General features: G+C 35.9%; 14 protein-coding genes. 12 read left to right on the top strand and 2 right to left on the bottom strand.

The genetic code is table 11. The features are described 5' to 3' along the window. The first annotated feature begins 82 nt into the window (after positions 1 to 82). From priA to LKACC16343_RS12495, 9 genes are all read left to right on the top strand, one after another. Positions 83 to 2,491 carry a primosomal protein N' gene (priA, locus tag LKACC16343_RS12455; RefSeq protein WP_056951317.1) on the top strand — a complete coding sequence of 803 codons (2,409 nt, stop codon included), beginning with the start codon at positions 83 to 85 and terminating at the stop codon, positions 2,489 to 2,491. 10 nt (positions 2,492 to 2,501) lie between these two features. Beyond that, positions 2,502 to 3,452 carry a methionyl-tRNA formyltransferase gene (gene fmt, locus LKACC16343_RS12460; protein ID WP_056951315.1) on the top strand — a complete coding sequence of 317 codons (951 nt, stop codon included), beginning with the start codon at positions 2,502 to 2,504 and terminating at the stop codon, positions 3,450 to 3,452. After that, positions 3,442 to 4,764 (top strand): 16S rRNA (cytosine(967)-C(5))-methyltransferase RsmB, encoded by a 1,323-nt coding sequence (gene rsmB, locus LKACC16343_RS12465; protein WP_056951313.1) that lies wholly within the window; start codon positions 3,442 to 3,444, stop codon positions 4,762 to 4,764. The genes fmt and rsmB overlap by 11 nt, the downstream gene beginning before the upstream one ends. Positions 4,765 to 4,783: 19 nt before the next feature. Then, on the top strand, positions 4,784 to 5,530 hold the full coding sequence (locus tag LKACC16343_RS12470) for a Stp1/IreP family PP2C-type Ser/Thr phosphatase (RefSeq protein ID WP_056951311.1): 747 nt from the start codon (positions 4,784 to 4,786) through the stop codon (positions 5,528 to 5,530). Continuing rightward, positions 5,531 to 7,498 carry a Stk1 family PASTA domain-containing Ser/Thr kinase gene (pknB, locus tag LKACC16343_RS12475; protein WP_056951309.1) on the top strand — a complete coding sequence of 656 codons (1,968 nt, stop codon included), beginning with the start codon at positions 5,531 to 5,533 and terminating at the stop codon, positions 7,496 to 7,498. Positions 7,499 to 7,505: 7 nt separating this feature from the next. Beyond that, positions 7,506 to 8,396, top strand: a complete 891-nt coding sequence (rsgA, locus tag LKACC16343_RS12480) for a ribosome small subunit-dependent GTPase A (RefSeq protein ID WP_056951307.1) — start codon at positions 7,506 to 7,508, stop codon at positions 8,394 to 8,396. Positions 8,397 to 8,409: 13 nt separating this feature from the next. Further along, positions 8,410 to 9,081, top strand: a complete 672-nt coding sequence (gene rpe / locus LKACC16343_RS12485; RefSeq protein ID WP_056951305.1) for a ribulose-phosphate 3-epimerase — start codon at positions 8,410 to 8,412, stop codon at positions 9,079 to 9,081. Next, positions 9,078 to 9,731 carry a thiamine diphosphokinase gene (locus tag LKACC16343_RS12490; protein WP_056951303.1) on the top strand — a complete coding sequence of 218 codons (654 nt, stop codon included), beginning with the start codon at positions 9,078 to 9,080 and terminating at the stop codon, positions 9,729 to 9,731. The genes rpe and LKACC16343_RS12490 overlap by 4 nt, the downstream gene beginning before the upstream one ends. 158 nt (positions 9,732 to 9,889) lie before the next feature. Next, the gene (locus LKACC16343_RS12495; protein ID WP_056951301.1) at positions 9,890 to 11,035 is read left to right on the top strand and encodes a trans-sulfuration enzyme family protein; all 1,146 of its coding nucleotides are present in this window, start codon (positions 9,890 to 9,892) and stop codon (positions 11,033 to 11,035) included. Positions 11,036 to 11,098: 63 nt separating this feature from the next. Here the strand turns inward: LKACC16343_RS12495 and LKACC16343_RS12500 are convergent, their stop codons facing one another. Then, a complete protein-coding gene (locus LKACC16343_RS12500; protein ID WP_056951299.1) occupies positions 11,099 to 11,926 on the bottom strand; it encodes a polysaccharide lyase domain-containing protein in 828 nt (275 codons plus the stop codon). Positions 11,927 to 12,036: 110 nt separating this feature from the next. Continuing rightward, positions 12,037 to 12,222, bottom strand: coding sequence for a 50S ribosomal protein L28 (rpmB, locus tag LKACC16343_RS12505; RefSeq protein ID WP_010019437.1), 186 nt, complete (start codon positions 12,220 to 12,222; stop codon positions 12,037 to 12,039). Between the two features lie 197 nt (positions 12,223 to 12,419). On the opposite strand from rpmB, the gene LKACC16343_RS12510 reads away from it, so the two are divergent. From LKACC16343_RS12510 to recG, 3 genes are all read left to right on the top strand, one after another. Beyond that, positions 12,420 to 12,788 (top strand): Asp23/Gls24 family envelope stress response protein, encoded by a 369-nt coding sequence (locus LKACC16343_RS12510; RefSeq protein ID WP_025085695.1) that lies wholly within the window; start codon positions 12,420 to 12,422, stop codon positions 12,786 to 12,788. A 25-nt stretch (positions 12,789 to 12,813) separates the two neighbouring features. Next, positions 12,814 to 14,502 (top strand): DAK2 domain-containing protein, encoded by a 1,689-nt coding sequence (locus LKACC16343_RS12515; RefSeq protein WP_087721298.1) that lies wholly within the window; start codon positions 12,814 to 12,816, stop codon positions 14,500 to 14,502. Between the two features lie 73 nt (positions 14,503 to 14,575). After that, positions 14,576 to 16,612, top strand: a complete 2,037-nt coding sequence (gene recG / locus LKACC16343_RS12520; protein WP_056951297.1) for an ATP-dependent DNA helicase RecG — start codon at positions 14,576 to 14,578, stop codon at positions 16,610 to 16,612. The last annotated feature ends 2 nt before the right edge of the window (positions 16,613 to 16,614 follow it).

The raw sequence follows: 16,614 nt of genomic DNA on the forward strand, positions 1-16,614 counted from the left end.
CATTCCTTCACTGATTGTTGAATTAGTGGAGGCTTTTTTATTTAAAAAATCTTTTTAAAAATCTATTTATTGGGTGGTTTTTATGGCAGTAGCAGAGATAATTGTGGATGTACCTACTATGCAAACTAATCGACCATTTGAATATTTGATACCTGATTCTTTGGCAGAAGTTGTTGTACCAGGAATGCGAGTTGAAGTACCTTTTGGTCGTGGAAAAAGAAAAATTCAAGGTTTTGTTATGCAGGTCAAGGCAACAAGTGACTTTCAAGGTAAATTAAAACCCATTTCAAGAGTGATTGATTTGAAGCCGGTTTTATCAGATGAGATGTTGCAATTATCATACTGGTTGGCCGATCGAACATACTCATTTCAAATTTCATGTCTACAAACAATGCTTCCTAGTGTCATGAGAGCAAAGTATAAGCAATATGTTATTCCCTTAGATAAAGAGGATACAGAGGTTCAGACACTCTTAGATGGTAAGGAAACATTGGAAATTACTAACCAACTAGATGATGCCACAATTAGATTAATTAATAAATTACGTCAAAATAATAAGATTGATATTCAATATGTTGTTGAGAATCAGGCACTACAGATTAAACGTCAAGCAGTGACGACAAGTCTAAATGTTATTCAATTACATGAGGCTAAAAGTAAATTACGTGCTAATGCTAAATCACAGATCAAATTATTAGATTTTTTGGCACATCATTTGGAAGAACTGCCAGTCGAGTTGAATGTTTTGCAAAAAGAATTTGGAATTTCTCGTTCAGCTATTAAGACAGCTGAAAAGAATCAATTATTACAAATAACTGAGGTCACTAAGTTACGTAAACCAGTTGGAATAGATCCTGAAAAGACAACCAAACTCAAATTAACAGAAGAACAACAAGTCGCAGTGTCTGAAATCGGTGATGCTATTCAAAGCGAAACGCCACAAACTTTTTTAGTTGAAGGTGTCACGGGTAGTGGTAAGACCGAAGTTTATTTACAGACAATTGAGAAAGCTTTGCAACAGAATAAAACAGCTTTGATGCTTGTACCAGAAATTTCTTTGACGCCACAAATGGTCAATCGAGTGGTTGGACGTTTTGGTAATCAAGTCGCTGTGTTACATAGTGGCTTATCGAGTGGTGAGCGATATGACGAGTGGACTCGAATTGAAAATCATGATGTTAAAGTGGTTGTTGGAGCTAGAAGTGCCGTCTTTGCACCGTTAAATAAAATTGGTTTAATCATTATTGATGAGGAACACGAAGCCAGTTATAAACAGGATGATAATCCTCGTTATAATGCTCGTGATGTGGCTTTGTGGCGGGCACAAATGAATCATTGCCCAGTTGTTTTAGGAAGTGCAACTCCATCGTTAGAATCACGTGCACGGGCTGAAAAAGGTGTATATAGACTGATTCGGATGAAAAAACGAATTAATAATCAAAATTTACCTCATGTACAAATTGTGGATATGAGGGATGCGGAAAATTCCGCAACTAAAGGTGATTTTTCACCAGCCTTAAAAGAAAGCTTACAGACGACTCTTCAAAGACATGAACAAGCAATTGTGCTATTGAATCGTCGGGGTTATTCCTCTTTCATGATGTGTCGGGAGTGTGGATTTGTTTTGAAATGTCCTAATTGTGATGTTTCACTGACATATCATAAAGATCTAGGTAAGATGAAATGTCATTATTGCGGACATGAAGAACCTGTACCAAAATATTGCCCTAATTGTAAAAGTAAGAAAATCGGCTTCTATGGAACTGGAACCCAAAATATTGAACAACAATTAAATACACTATTTCCCGAAGCACGTGTTTTAAGAATGGATGTTGATACCACACGTCGTAAGGGTTCACACGCCAAGATTTTGCAAAAATTTGGCCAACATCAGGCTGATATATTACTGGGAACACAGATGATTGCCAAAGGATTAGATTTTCCCGATGTCACTTTAGTTGGGGTAATCAATGCTGATACAACATTGAGCTTGGCTGATTTTAGGGCTAGTGAACGAACTTTCCAATTATTAACCCAAGTTAGTGGTCGTGCAGGTCGAGCCGATAAAACTGGTCATGTCGTGATTCAAACTTTTAATCCAGATCATTATGCAATTAAAGATGCAGCTGAGCAGGATTATGAAACTTTCTTTAAACAAGAGATGTACATCAGACATCAATCTAACTACACGCCATATTACTTTACGACTCTAATCAGTGTCGCGAACAAAGATGAAGGACAAACTTTAAAACAAAGTTATTGGCTCAAAAAACAGCTAGAAACGTCGTTATCAAAGGATGCTATCTTATTAGGACCTAGTCCAACGATGATTTCACGTAAACAAAACAAATATTATTATCAAATTATTGTAAAATATAAACATGAACCTCAATTGCATCAAAAATTATTAGAAATTTTAAACGAGACTCAGGCAGATGCAAAAAAGGGTTTTACGATTGCGATTGATAATGAACCACAACATATAGATTAAAGGTGATTGAATGACAAAAGTTATATTTTTAGGAACACCAGAATTTTCTGCAACAGTTTTAAAGGGACTTCTAAAAGAAGGCTATGATGTAATTGCTGCAGTGACTCAACCGGATAAGCCAGTTGGTCGTAAGCAAAAGTTGCAAAAGAGCCCAGTAAAGTTAATTGCTGAAGAAGAGAATATTAAGCTCTATCAACCAGCTAAGTTACCAGGAAGTCCAGAAGTTGAAGAATTAAAAGCATTGCAAGCTGATTTGATAATCACAGCAGCTTATGGTCAATTTTTACCAACTTCTTTCTTGAATTCAGCTAAAGTAGCGGCTATTAATGTACATGGCTCCTTGTTACCTAAGTATCGTGGTGGTGCCCCAATTCAATGGTCATTGCTTAATGGCGATAAAGAGACAGGAATTACCATCATGTATATGGTTAAAGGAATGGATGCTGGTGATATCATCAGCCAAGAGAAGTTACCAATTGAAAGAGACGATGATAACGGTAGTTTGTTTGAAAAATTAGCTATTGTTGGTCGTGAGTTATTGCTTGATACTATTCCTAAGATTTTGAGTGGCGACATTCAACCTATTCAACAAGACCCTGATAAGGTAGTTTTCTCACCAAATATTTCTAAAGAACAAGAACACATTGACTTCACACAGCCAGCTGAGACTGTTTTTAATCAAATTAGAGCATTGAGTCCCGATCCAGGTGCTTGGATGATGCTTAACGGTCAAAGAACTAAGCTTTATAAGACAGAAGTTGAAGAAATCAATTCTGATTTACCTGTAGGTAGTGTTTATGACTTAGGTAAAAAACGCTTGGTTATTGTTGCTGGTGATGGACAAGGCGTTTCAATCAAAAAGATTCAACCAGCCGGTAAAAAAATTATGGATATTGCCAACTATATGAATGGTTTGGGCAAAGATCTAGAAAAAGGACAACAAGTAATAGATGAAAAATAATCCACGTGAATTAGCAGTAATTGCTTTAACAAAAGTTTTCCAAAATAAAGCATACTCAAATATTGAAATCAGTAATTTATTGAAAGATTCTGATATGTCAGATGCTGACAGTCGTTTAATGACCAATATTGTTTATGGTGTTATTCAAAATAAATATGTTTTGGAATATGAATTGAAGCCATATTTGCAAGATAAAAAAGTTGAATTGTGGCTAGATCTTTTATTGATGAGTGCCGTGTATCAATTGCACTTTTTAGATAAAATTCCTGATCATGCTGTTTTAAACGAATCAACCGAGATTGCTAAACAAAAAGCTGGTCGTGGGGCCGGTAATTTGGTTAATGCGGTTTTAAGAAATTATCAACGACATGGTTATAAGGAATTGCCTAAGAGTAATTCTGTCTATGATTTGAGTTTACGTAACAGCATTCCTCGTTGGTTAGTTGACCTCTTCATTGATCAACAAGGACTTGATAAGACTAAGGAAATCCTCAGTTCAATTAATCAACCATCACACGTTTCTATTCGTGTGAATACTAATAAGACAACGGTTAAGGATTTGCAGGAAGCTTTGGATAAACAAGGCTTCGATGTTCATCCCAGCAAGATTTCTTCAGTTGGTTTAATCTGTAAGAGTGGTAATTTAGTTAACACACAAGAATTCCGTGATGGCTTGTATACTATCCAAGATGAAAGTTCAATGTTGGTTGCTCCAGCACTTGATGTTCAACCTGACAGTAAAGTATTAGATGCTTGTTCAGCTCCTGGTGGTAAAACAACTCATATTGCTAGTTACTTAAAAGACGGGGAAGTCTTTGCCTTAGATATTCACAAACACAAGACTAAATTAGTTCGTGAAAATGGTGAAAGAATGGGTTATGGCGACCTTATCAGCACTGGAGCAGTTGATGCTCGTAAAGCTAAGGATGTTTTGAATACTAAATTTGATCGTATTTTAGTTGATGCCCCATGTTCTGGACTTGGCTTGATCCGTAGAAAACCAGAGTTAAGATACTTCCGTAAAGAAGAAGATTTAAATAACTTGCAACGTGTTCAATTAGAAATTCTCGATAGCATGGTAGATTTACTAGAAGTTAACGGGAAATTAGTTTTCAGTACTTGTACTTTTGATGATGAAGAAAATGAACTAGTCGTAAAGAAATTCCTCGATAAACATTTGAACTTTGATTTAATTCCAGTTAAACATGATCCCGCTTTGGATGGATCAATGACTCATGGAATGTTAAAAATCTTCCCAAGTGATTACTTCACAGATGGATTCTTTATAGCAGCGTTTGTTAGAAAAAACTAAAGAGGTAAGGTTGAGACTAATGAAGTATGCGTTATTAACTGATGTTGGAAAACTCAGAGAAAATAATCAAGATTACGTCAATGTTTTCAAGAATAAAAAAAATATTGTTTTTGGCATCGTAGCTGATGGTATGGGCGGACACCGTGGCGGTGATGTCGCTTCAGATATGGCAGTCTCACATTTGGGACATAATTTTGAAGAGTCCGAAGTCGATAATATTACTGAATTACGTGAATGGATCATTAGGGAATTAAGTAAGGAAAATGATCGAATTGTTTCCGTTTCTAATCAATTTGATGATTTGAATGGTATGGGAACAACTATGGTTGGTGTTTTCTTTATTGATAAGAAAATGATGGTCGTCAATGTTGGTGATTCACGATGTTATATTTATACAAATGATGAATTAAAACAATTGAGTGTAGATCACTCACTAGTTCATGAATTGTTAGAAACTGGTCAAATTAGTCCTGAAGAGGCTGAGAATCATCCACAGAAGAACATCATTACTCAAACTTTGGGTGTTTCGCAGACTGTTCAACCACGGGTGAAAGATTTTGATCTAGTACCTGATTCAATTATTTTGTTGTGTACAGATGGATTAACTAATATGGTTCCTGAGAATGAAATTAGGGATATTTTGGCTCAAGAATTAAGCTTAGAGGCTAAGTGTCATCTTTTAATTGATAAAGCTAATACCGCCGGGGGAAGAGATAACATTACCGCCTTGCTCTTTTCTACAAATGAAGACGGAGGTAAGCATTAAATGGAGAAGGGTTACCTAGTAGATGGTCGTTATGAGATTCTAGGTACACTTGGCGAAGGTGGAATGGCCAATGTTTATTTGGCTAATGACACGCTTTTAAATCGAAAGGTTGCCGTAAAAGCTTTGAGATATGATCTTCAAGATGATGAATCTGTCAAAAGAAGATTTGCTCGTGAAGCTAAAGCAACTAGTGGACTCTCCAATCCTAATATCGTAAATGTCCTAGATGTCGGAAATGACAAGGGCGTTCAATATATTGTTATAGAGTATGTTGATGGTCCGAATCTTAAGAAGTATATAAGAACACATTTCCCAATTCCTTATCATGAAGTTGTCGATATTATGAAACAGATCTGTATGGCTGTTTCAGATGCACATGAACATGGAATTATTCATCGTGATTTAAAACCAGAAAATATTTTGGTTGATGAATCTAAGGACCCAATACAAGTTAAAGTTTCTGATTTTGGAATAGCCTTAGCTTTAAGTGAACGTTCGATTACCAGAACTAATTCACTCTTGGGTTCAGTACATTACATGTCGCCGGAACAGATAAAAGGTCGTTCAGCTACAGTTTTGTCGGATATTTACGCTTTAGGGATCATTTTGTTCGAGTTATTGACTAAACATGTTCCCTTCACAGGAGATACAGCGGTAACGGTCGCTCTGAAGCATTCTAAAGAAGATATGCCGGATTTACGTAAGATTGACCCTGATATTCCGCAACCACTGGAGAACGCCGTTTTGAAAGCTACAGCAAAGGATCCAGATCAACGTTATCAATCTGTTAGAGAAATGTGCGATGATCTGAATACTTGTTTGATGCCTGAACGTGCTGATGAACCAAAATTTATACCGACCCCAATTAATAATTTAGAAGAAACACGTGTGATGGAACCTTTGAATGACACTGCTGACGATGCACCGGTCCCTAAACACCAGACAAAAAAATTAAGTAAAAAAAGAAAAATAATCTTGTTAGCATCACTTGTTCCATTGATTTTGATTTTGTTTATCATTGCAATGGTCATCAAGAGTAATCAAGAAACAACGGTGCCAGATTTGTATAATTTGACCGTTAAGCAGGCAAATGTCATGTTAAAGAGCTCTAATCTCCAAGTTGGAGATCTATCTAGGGAAAATGATGACGATGTTGAAGCAGGGCATGTCATCAAATCAATCCCAGCTAAGGGTTTGAAATTGAAGAATGGCGCACAAGTCAATTTGGTCGTTAGCCTGGGAGCTACGTACTACAAGATGCCAAAATTGGTGGGTAAACAGTATGAAGACGTTTCTGATAATCTGAAGAAACGAGGCTTCAAGGTTAAGATTGAATACAAGGCTACAAACGAATATGTGGCTGGAACGATTTTAAAGCAAAGCATTCCTAAAGGTAAAAAAGTTGTTACAAAGAATAAATCTTTAACTTTGACTTTAGCTAAAATTAAGACGGTTAAACCTAAGATGGTTAAAGTACGTGATCTTGATGGATATAATTTGAAGAGCATTCAAGATTATGCCAGTGAAACCGGACTGAGTTTAAATACTTCTTATCAGTATTCAGATGATGTTGAAAGCGGTCTTTTGATTAGTCAAAATCCAGCCGCTAATAGTACAATTAATCAAGGTGGTACATTGGCAGTTGTTATCTCTAAAGGGAAAGACCCTGATAAGTCAACAAGTACAGATAAGGATGACAGTGACAGTAGTGACAGTGATAATGATAGTAGTTCATCGTCAACAAGTACTGTAACTAAGGATATTACGATTCCTTACGATAATGGCGGAAATAATAGTGTGACAATTTATATTTCTGATGCCACACACAGTATTGGGACAGTCTATAAGACAATGACAATTACACAAGATACTCCCGTAACATTGAGTTTTAATTTAAAGGATGGACAAACTGGATCATACGTAGTTGAACGAGATAACAAGACCGTTCTAGGTGGTTCAGTTAAATAGGTGATTTATGGAAAAAACAGGAAGAATCATAAAATCAATCAGTGGTTTTTATGATGTTTTTGACGATGAAAGTAAAGAGATAATTCGAACTAGAGCACGGGGTAATTTTCGTAAACGTAAGATCAAGCCTTTAGTTGGTGATAAAGTAACTTTTGATGCAACAGGTGATCTAGGTTATATTCTGGAAATCTTGCCACGTGAAAATAGTTTGGTTCGACCACCAATAGCTAATATTGACCAAGCTATTGTGGTTACTTCAGCAGCAGAACCAAATTTTTCAAGCAACTTATTGGATAAAATTCTAGTTAATATTGAACATAACGATATTGAACCAGTAATTTATTTGACGAAATCGGATCTTTTAAGTGATGAACAGTATCAAACACTAAAGAAAACCTTGGAAGGTTATCATCAAGCAGGTTATTTGGTTTTTGATGATCGTGATAGTTACAATGACCAACAAGTTGCTAAATTAGAGGCAACTTTTGCTGGAAAGGTGACTGTCTTTACCGGCCAATCCGGTGCTGGTAAGTCGACTTTGCTGAATCATATCGATACTGAATTAGGTTTGGCAACAGCTGCCATTTCTCAGACTTTGAATCGTGGAAAACATACAACTAGACAAGTATCGTTATTTGATATTGCTGATGGTTTAGTAGCTGATACACCTGGATTTTCATCAATTGATCTGATGAATATTGCTCCAGAAGAATTGCCTACTTTATTCCCAGAGTTCTTGGAATATAGTCCTGAATGCCAATTCAGAGGTTGTCGTCATGTCAATGAACCAAACTGTAAAGTTAAGGAAGAGTTGGCAGAAGGTAACATAATGCAGAGTCGTTATGACAATTATCTGTATTTTTTAAATGAAATTAATTCATACAAAAAAAGATATTGAGGAGTTGATTTAAATGACAGTAAAGATTGCACCTTCAATTTTGTCTGCAGATATTATGAATCTAGAACGAGATGTGAAAGTAGCTGAACAAGCTGGAGCAGATGTGTTCCACATTGATATTATGGATGGTCACTTCGTACCTAATATGTCCTTTAGCCCTAGTGTGGTTGAAGGGATGCGTAGAGTAACCGATAAGCCATTAGATGTTCATTTGATGATCGATAATCCTGATGCTTATATCAAACCAATCGTTGATGCTGGTGCTGATACTATTCTGGTTCATGCTGAAAGTACACAACACATTTATCGTTCAATTGACTTGATTAAGAGCTTGGGTGTTAAAGCTGGAGTAGTTGTTAATCCAGGAACACCTTTGGAAACAGTTAAAGAGCTTTTCCCAGTTATTGATCAAATTTTGGTTATGACAGTTAACCCCGGGTTTGGTGGTCAAAAATTCATTCCTGGTATGACTAAGAAGATTCAACGTTTGGATCAACTACGCCAAACAGCTGCCGATGATGATTTTCTAATCGAAGTTGACGGTGGGATCAATAATGAGACTATTGCTCAATGTGCCCATGCTGGTGCCGACATTTTTGTTGCTGGCTCATACCTTTATGGTCATGAGGACATCAAGGATCGTGTTGATAATTTGAAGTCGTTAGCAGTGAATGCTAAACAATGAAACGAGTAAACATTCTTTTAGGTGGTCCCAAGTCTGAGTATCCAGATGAGTTAAGTAAGAGCATTAAAGGAATTCCTGGACCTTGGGTTGGAGCGGATCGCGGTAGTCTATATTTGTTAGAACAAGGCATTATTCCTGATATTGCCATTGGTGATTTTGATTCGATTAACAAGAAAGAACAACGCTTGTTAAAAGACAATATTGCTGATTTCAAAAAGTTCCCACCAGAAAAAGATGATACGGATTCAGAGCTATGTCTTTTAGCGGCTAGGGAGAAGTATAATGCTCAAGAATATTATGTTTATGGAGCAACTGGTGGTCGAATTGATCATTTCTTAGTTAACTTGTTTTTACCATTCGATCCAAGATTTTTGGATTTTTACGATAAGTTGTATTACAAGTCAGCTACGAATACGATCAGATTCTGTAAACCAGGCCGCTACAAAATTTATCATGAGAACGGAATGAAATACATAGCCTTTGTTAATTTAGGACCTGTAACGCATTTAAATATCTATGATGCTAAATATAAGCTGAAAGATTTTAATGCCGGACATCCGGTTAGCTGGGCAAGCAATGAATTCTTGAATGAAACCATTGATTTTGGTTTTGAAAGTGGCATCGTTGCCATTATTCAAAGTAAAGATTAAACAAAAGAGCAGACACTTATTGTTAGTAAGTGTCTGCTCTTTTGTTATAGTTTAATAAATATTTTGATAATAAAAGTATTTATAGTTAAAAGATTTTCTTAGAAGTGATACGATAGGGCTTGTTTTGCACTGACTAAATCAAATGTTGGAGGGGAATTATGACAGAATTTGATACGAAATTAGTTCACGGAACACCACAAAAAGATAACAATACAGGGGCTGTTAATGTACCTGTTTACAATTCATCGACTTATATTTATCCATCAGTTGATGCTAAAGTTAAATATGATTATGCTCGTTCTGGAAATCCAACCAGAAATTATTTAGAACAGCAAGTTGCAGAATTAGAAGATGGTTATCGAGGGTTTGCCTTTTCTTCGGGTTCAGCTGCCATTCATGCAGTTTTAGCAATTTTTAAACCAGGGGATCATTTAATTATTGGCAAAGAAATCTATGGCGGGACTTTTAGAATTATTAATGAATTTTTCAAGCGTTGGAATTTAGAGTTTACTGCCGTTGATACTCAAAATCCTGAGGAAATTGAAGCCGCAATTAAGTCAAATACTAAAGCAATTTATTTTGAAAGTTTTACTAATCCGTTATTACATGTAACAAGTGTTAAGAAGACGGCTGAAGTTGCTAAGAGACACCATCTTTTAACGATTGTCGATAATACGTTCTTATCACCATACTTACAAAGGCCATTAGATTTAGGGGCTGATATTGTAATTCATTCAGCTACTAAATATTTGAGTGGTCATTCAGATGTTATTGCTGGTATGGTTGTGGCAAAAAATGCCAAAATTGCAGAAAGAATTTATTTTAATCAGAATGCAATTGGTTCGACACTTTCTCCAGAGGATTCCAATTTAGTTCGTCGAGGAATTCAAACTTTAGCTGTTAGAATGGATCGTCATTTGAGTAATGCTCAGAAGATTGTTGAATTTTTACAAAGTCGTTCAGAAATTGCTAAAATTTATTATCCAGGAATTGCAGGTAGTGAGGATCACGAAATAGCTCAGGCCGAGGCAGACGGTTTTGGTGGAATTGTTTCTTTTGAATTGAAAGATGGTTTGGACTCTACTAAATTCGTTGAGGGGACTAAATTGATTCAATTAGCCGTTAGTTTAGGCGCTGTTGAGAGTTTAATTGAATTGCCATATAAGATGACACATGCAGAATTATCGCCTGAGGAGCAATTAAAAGCGGGTATAACACATCAATTAGTCAGATTGTCCGTTGGTATTGAGGATCCTAAGGATTTAATTGCAGATCTTGCCAATAGCTTGGATCAATTACAATAAAAAACATCTATGTCAGAAAAATGATACAAATTACGTATCACTTTTTCAGTCATAGATGTTTATTTATTTTTTTTTAATGTTTTGGTGATCTTCATTGAATGGCTTTTTGTCGTCAACTGATACTTTAGAAGAGTTATCAAATTTAAAATGCAATTGATCAGGCTCAGGGTTAGTATTATTAACTTCAAAGTCGCCTTTAAAGATTCGCAACTTTGGTTTATTGCTGGTAAAAACTAAATCTTGACCTTGAAATTTAGATCCGCTATGGACAGTTAAGTCATTTTTATGAGGAACTACGTACGAAACCATAGTTAAATTGCGGAAATAAGTTTCTGAATGTTGACGTAATTTAAATTCGTGAGTAACGATTGAGTTTCTCAAATATGCTTTTGATTTTCTTTGGAATAAAAATTGAATTGAAGTATTGTCAGCGAAAATTTGGCTATTATCGAGTGATAGGCCAATTGCTTTTGTCTTCATACCAGTCAAAATTTGTGAGTTTTTGAATGAGAAACTAGCATTTTGACCATAAATCGTATCCCAATTATCAGAAGTTTCACGATTTATACAGACATTATCCGTATAAACTTCAGCACCGTCGTAAGCAGATAAAGTATTTTCACCATCAGCAGGGAAAGTAATGGTTAAGTTTTTAAAAATAATAATATTCTTAGCACCAATGGTAAAACTACAATTTAATTTAATATTATCTTTGTTAGAAGATTTACCGATAAAAGTTAAATTTTGTCTGACTGTACAAATAAAGGGGCTCTCACTTGTAAAGTAGGTACCAGGTTGCAATTCAATTACATCGCCGTCCTTAGCGTTCACAATAGCTTGAGCCAATTGATCATCTTTATTTTCTTGATCGCCAATGATAAATTTACTCATTTTTAATAGGCCCCCTTTAGAAAAGAATTTTAGAAATTTATTATAATAGAGTAAAATAAAAAGGACCAACAATATAGATTGCTAGTCCTTTTTAAATAATTAAGTGATAATTATACACGAGTAACTTTTCCTGATTTCAATGCTCTAGCTGAAACCCATACACGTTTTGGCTTACCATCAACCATGATACGAACTTTTTGCAAGTTTGGCTTCCAAGAACGTTTTGATTGGTTAAGAGCGTGTGAACGTTTGTTACCGAACACTGTTTTACGGCCTGTAATAATATCTTTTGCCATGGGACCGACCTCCTTTGGCTACATGTTTTTCTTTAAAATATCACCTGACTAATTTACCATAACCTAGAAATGAAATCAATAGACTAATTGTGTAATAATAGAGTTTATTATAGTTTATTTCTTTAATTCGAAATGTTGCTATGATAAAATTTTAATGTTTATTATGGCTTAGGTCCAAAGAATAGGAGGATCCAGAAATGGCAGTTACAATAAAAACAAAACATGGTGAAATTGAAATTTCAACAAATACTGTTGCAACAATCGTTGGTGGAGCTGCTTCTGATATCTACGGTATCGTAGGTATGGCAAGCAAGAATCAATTGCGTGATGGTATGAATACAATCTTAAACCGTGAAGATTTTTCTAGAGGTATAGTTATTCATCAAGAAGATGGTAAACTGGCCGTTGATGTCTATATAATCGTTGGATATGGAATTAAAATATCCGAAGTAGCAAGAAATTTAAAAGAAAAAGTAAAATATAACCTAGAAACAATGCTAGGAACACCAGCCGGCACTGTTAACATCTATGTTCAAGGAATTAAAGTTCTAGATGATATTGAATAGGTAAAGCTGGTTGGAGGGGAAACTTTTGAGCAAAGAATTAATTACAAAAAAAGAATTTTCAGATATGGTGCGTGTTGCATCGCACAGACTTGAAAAAAATGCTAAGTTTGTAAATTCGTTGAATGTCTTTCCGGTTCCTGATGGCGATACCGGAACTAATATGAGTTTGACAATTCAAAGTGGTTTTAAAGCTGTTAATGAATCAGAGAGTGAAAATGTCGGTGTGCTCGGCAAAGCTCTTGCAAAGGGTCTTTTGATGGGTGCACGTGGTAATTCCGGTGTTATTACTTCACAGATTTTCCGTGGTTTCTCAAAGAGTATTGAAAATAAAGATTCTTTGACGGCTATGGATTTAGCTAAGGCTTTCGATGATGGCGTAAAGACAGCCTATAAAGCTGTTATGAAACCAGTTGAAGGAACAATTTTGACTGTTGCCAGATATGGTGCTGAAGCAGCTATGAAGAAAGTCGAAAGTACTAATGATACAATCGAAATTCTACAAGCAGTCGTTGCGGGTGCTAAGGTCGGACTAGAGAAGACACCATCATTGCTTCCTGTATTGAAGGAAGTTGGTGTGGTTGATTCCGGTGGTCAAGGACTAGTATTCATCTATGAGGGCTTCTTAGAAGGCCTCAGCGGTCAAACAAGCAATGATGAAGAATATGTCCCTGATGAAAAAGATATGAGCGAGATGGTTAATGCTAGTCATCATCAAACAGCTCAAGGTCAATTCAACACTGATGATATTGAAAATGGTTATTGTACTGAAATGATGGTCGAGTTAGGTGATAATCCTACTTCTGACGAAAAATTCGATAATGAAAAATTACGTAGCTATTTAGATACAATTGGTGATTCACTAATTTGTGTATCTGATGATGAAGTGATTAAAGTCCATGTTCATACCAACTACCCTTATAAAGTTTGGGAAGCTGGTCGTAAATTTGGTTCTTTATCAAAAATCAAAATTGATAACATGAGACTTCAACATGAAACAATCGTTGAGGAAGATGAACCATTTGAAAATGCTGAAGCACCTAAGGAAGAAGTAAAGCAACTTGATTATGCTGTTATTGCTGTTTCTTCAGGTGAAGGTTTGACCAAATTATTTGAAAGTTTGGGTGTAACAAATATTATCAGTGGTGGACAAACAATGAATCCATCAACAAATGATATTGTTGACGCAATCAATAAATCCAATGCTAAACGTGCACTTGTTTTGCCTAATAATGGAAATATCATTATGGCAGCCAAACAAGCGGTCGATCTAGTGGATATTCCGGTAGCCATTGTTGCTACAAAGACGATTTCACAAGGAATGACAGCAATGCTATCGTTTAATCCTGAATCTGATTTGGAAGATAACAAAGAAAACATGGAAGACTCCTTAGATACAGTTAAGAGTGGTCAAATTACTCAAGCTATTCGTGATACTGAGATTGATGGCTTAAAGATTACCAAGGGTCATTATATGGGAATTGTTGACGGTAAGATTTTAGTTGATGATGCTGATATTATTGCCGGTACTGAAAAGATGCTCGACAAGATGATCGATGAAGATAGTGAAGTAATTACTATTTTGGTTGGTAAAGATGGAAATACTGAAGATGCTCAAAAAGTCGCTGATTACTTAGATGATAAGTACGCTGATCTTGAAACCGAGATTCACCAAGGTGACCAACCAGTTTATCCATATTTAATTTCGGTTGAATAAAAATAAAGGAGGCACTGATAAAACGTTTGTTTTGTCATGCCTCTTTTAATTCTGTTAGAGAAAGGGGAAATTTATGGATCTTAGGAAAGTATCGTTGGCAACATTACCTGGCGTAGGTCCTAAACGCTTAGAATCTTTACAATCGTTAGGAATCGAAAATGTCTATGATTTGTTATTTTATTTTCCTTTTCGATATGAGGATATGGAAGCCAAGTCGTTAGATGAAGCCACGGATCAAGAGAAAATTCTTTTAAAAGGTGTTGTTGCTAGTGATCCGGTTGTCTTCCGCTTTGGTTACAAAAAAAATCGTTTGAATGTGCGGCTCTTGGTTGAAAATGAATCGATTATGGTAACATTCTTTAATCAACCATGGTTAAAAGATAAATTTGAAACTGGTAGCGATGTAGCAGTTTATGGTAAATGGAATCAGAATCGACGCGCTTTGACAGGTGTTAAAGTGATTGATGTGAATAATGATGATTCGATCGACTCAGTTTATTCAGTAAATAAAAATATCCATCAGAAGACATTGATTAATTTGATAAAATTAGCTTTTGAGAAATATCATGATCAGATTGATACCGTGGTGCCAGAATTCTTGCGAGAAAAATATAAACTGTTGGATGATGAACAGATTGTAGCCGGAGTTCATTTTCCTAAAGATGCAGAACAGAGTGATGAGGCCAGACGTAGCGCAAAATTTCGTGAATTTTTCTTATTCCAATGTGGTTTGCAGAGCATCAAATTAAATGATAACCAAAGAAATATCGGAATAATTGAAGGTTATGATAAGACATTTATTGAAAAATTTATTAAAGATTTACCGTTTACTTTAACGTCAGCACAAGATCGAGTTGTCAAAGAAATATTGAGTGATATGGATTCAGATCATCACATGAATCGTCTTTTGCAAGGGGATGTTGGATCTGGGAAGACGATTGTCTCGGTTATTGCTATGCTGGCTTCAGTAACAGCGGGATACCAAGCTGCCATCATGGCACCAACGGAAATTTTGGCTCAACAACATTTTGATAAAATTAGTAAATTGTTAGCACCATTGAAGATTCGGACAGCTTTATTGACGGGGTCACAGACAAAAAAAGAACATGATTTTATTACTAGTGATATTGCTGATGGCAAAACTAATATTATTGTGGGAACCCATGCTTTGATTCAAGAGGGCGTTGATTATAAAAATTTGGGCTTAATCGTAATTGATGAGCAACACCGTTTTGGAGTTAATCAACGAAAGGCCATGCGTCAAAAGGGTGAAAATCCTGATGTCTTGGCAATGACAGCTACACCAATACCAAGAACCTTGGCAATTACGACATATGGTGATATGGATGTTTCACGAATCGATCAATTGCCTGCTGGACGTAAAAAGATTGAAACCTATTGGATCAGAAGTCAGAAGATTGAACAGATGTACCAATTTGTCGACAAAGAGTTATCCACAGGCGCCCAAGTGTACGTAGTCACTCCGTTGATTTCTGAGTCAGAGAAGATGGACTTGAAAAATGCTGAGTTGATTTATGATAAATTTACAGAACTCTTTGGTAAGAAGTACAAGATCGGGCTGTTACACGGACAAATGCCCAATGATCAAAAGGAATCAGTTATGAATGATTTCAGTGATAAAAAAATTGATGTTCTAGTTTCAACGACGGTTATTGAAGTTGGAGTCGATGTGCCGAATGCTTCAGTGATGGTTATCTATGATGCTAACCGTTTTGGTTTATCACAGTTGCATCAGCTTCGTGGTCGTGTTGGTCGTGGAGAGAAGCAATCGTATTGTATCTTGATTGCGGATCCTAAAAACGAGACAGCTTTAGAGCGGATGAAAATTCTAACTTCAACTAATGACGGTTTTGTCCTAGCCGAAGAAGATTTGAAAATGCGTGGCGCAGGTGATATGTTAGGTAATCGTCAGTCAGGTTTACCAGAATTTAAAGTTGGTAATCCTGTTAATGACATCAATATTCTAGAAGTGGCCCAAGAAGAGGCAAAGCGTCTCTTTGAAGATGAAAAACTGATGAATAGTCCAGAAACAAAGGTTTTAAAATCATTTATAAATGATGAATTTGACCAATTAAATAATTTTGATTAGTG

The sequence above is a fragment of the Companilactobacillus bobalius genome, assembly GCF_002179915.1.
GTDB classification, from domain to species: Bacteria; Bacillota; Bacilli; order Lactobacillales; family Lactobacillaceae; genus Companilactobacillus; species Companilactobacillus bobalius.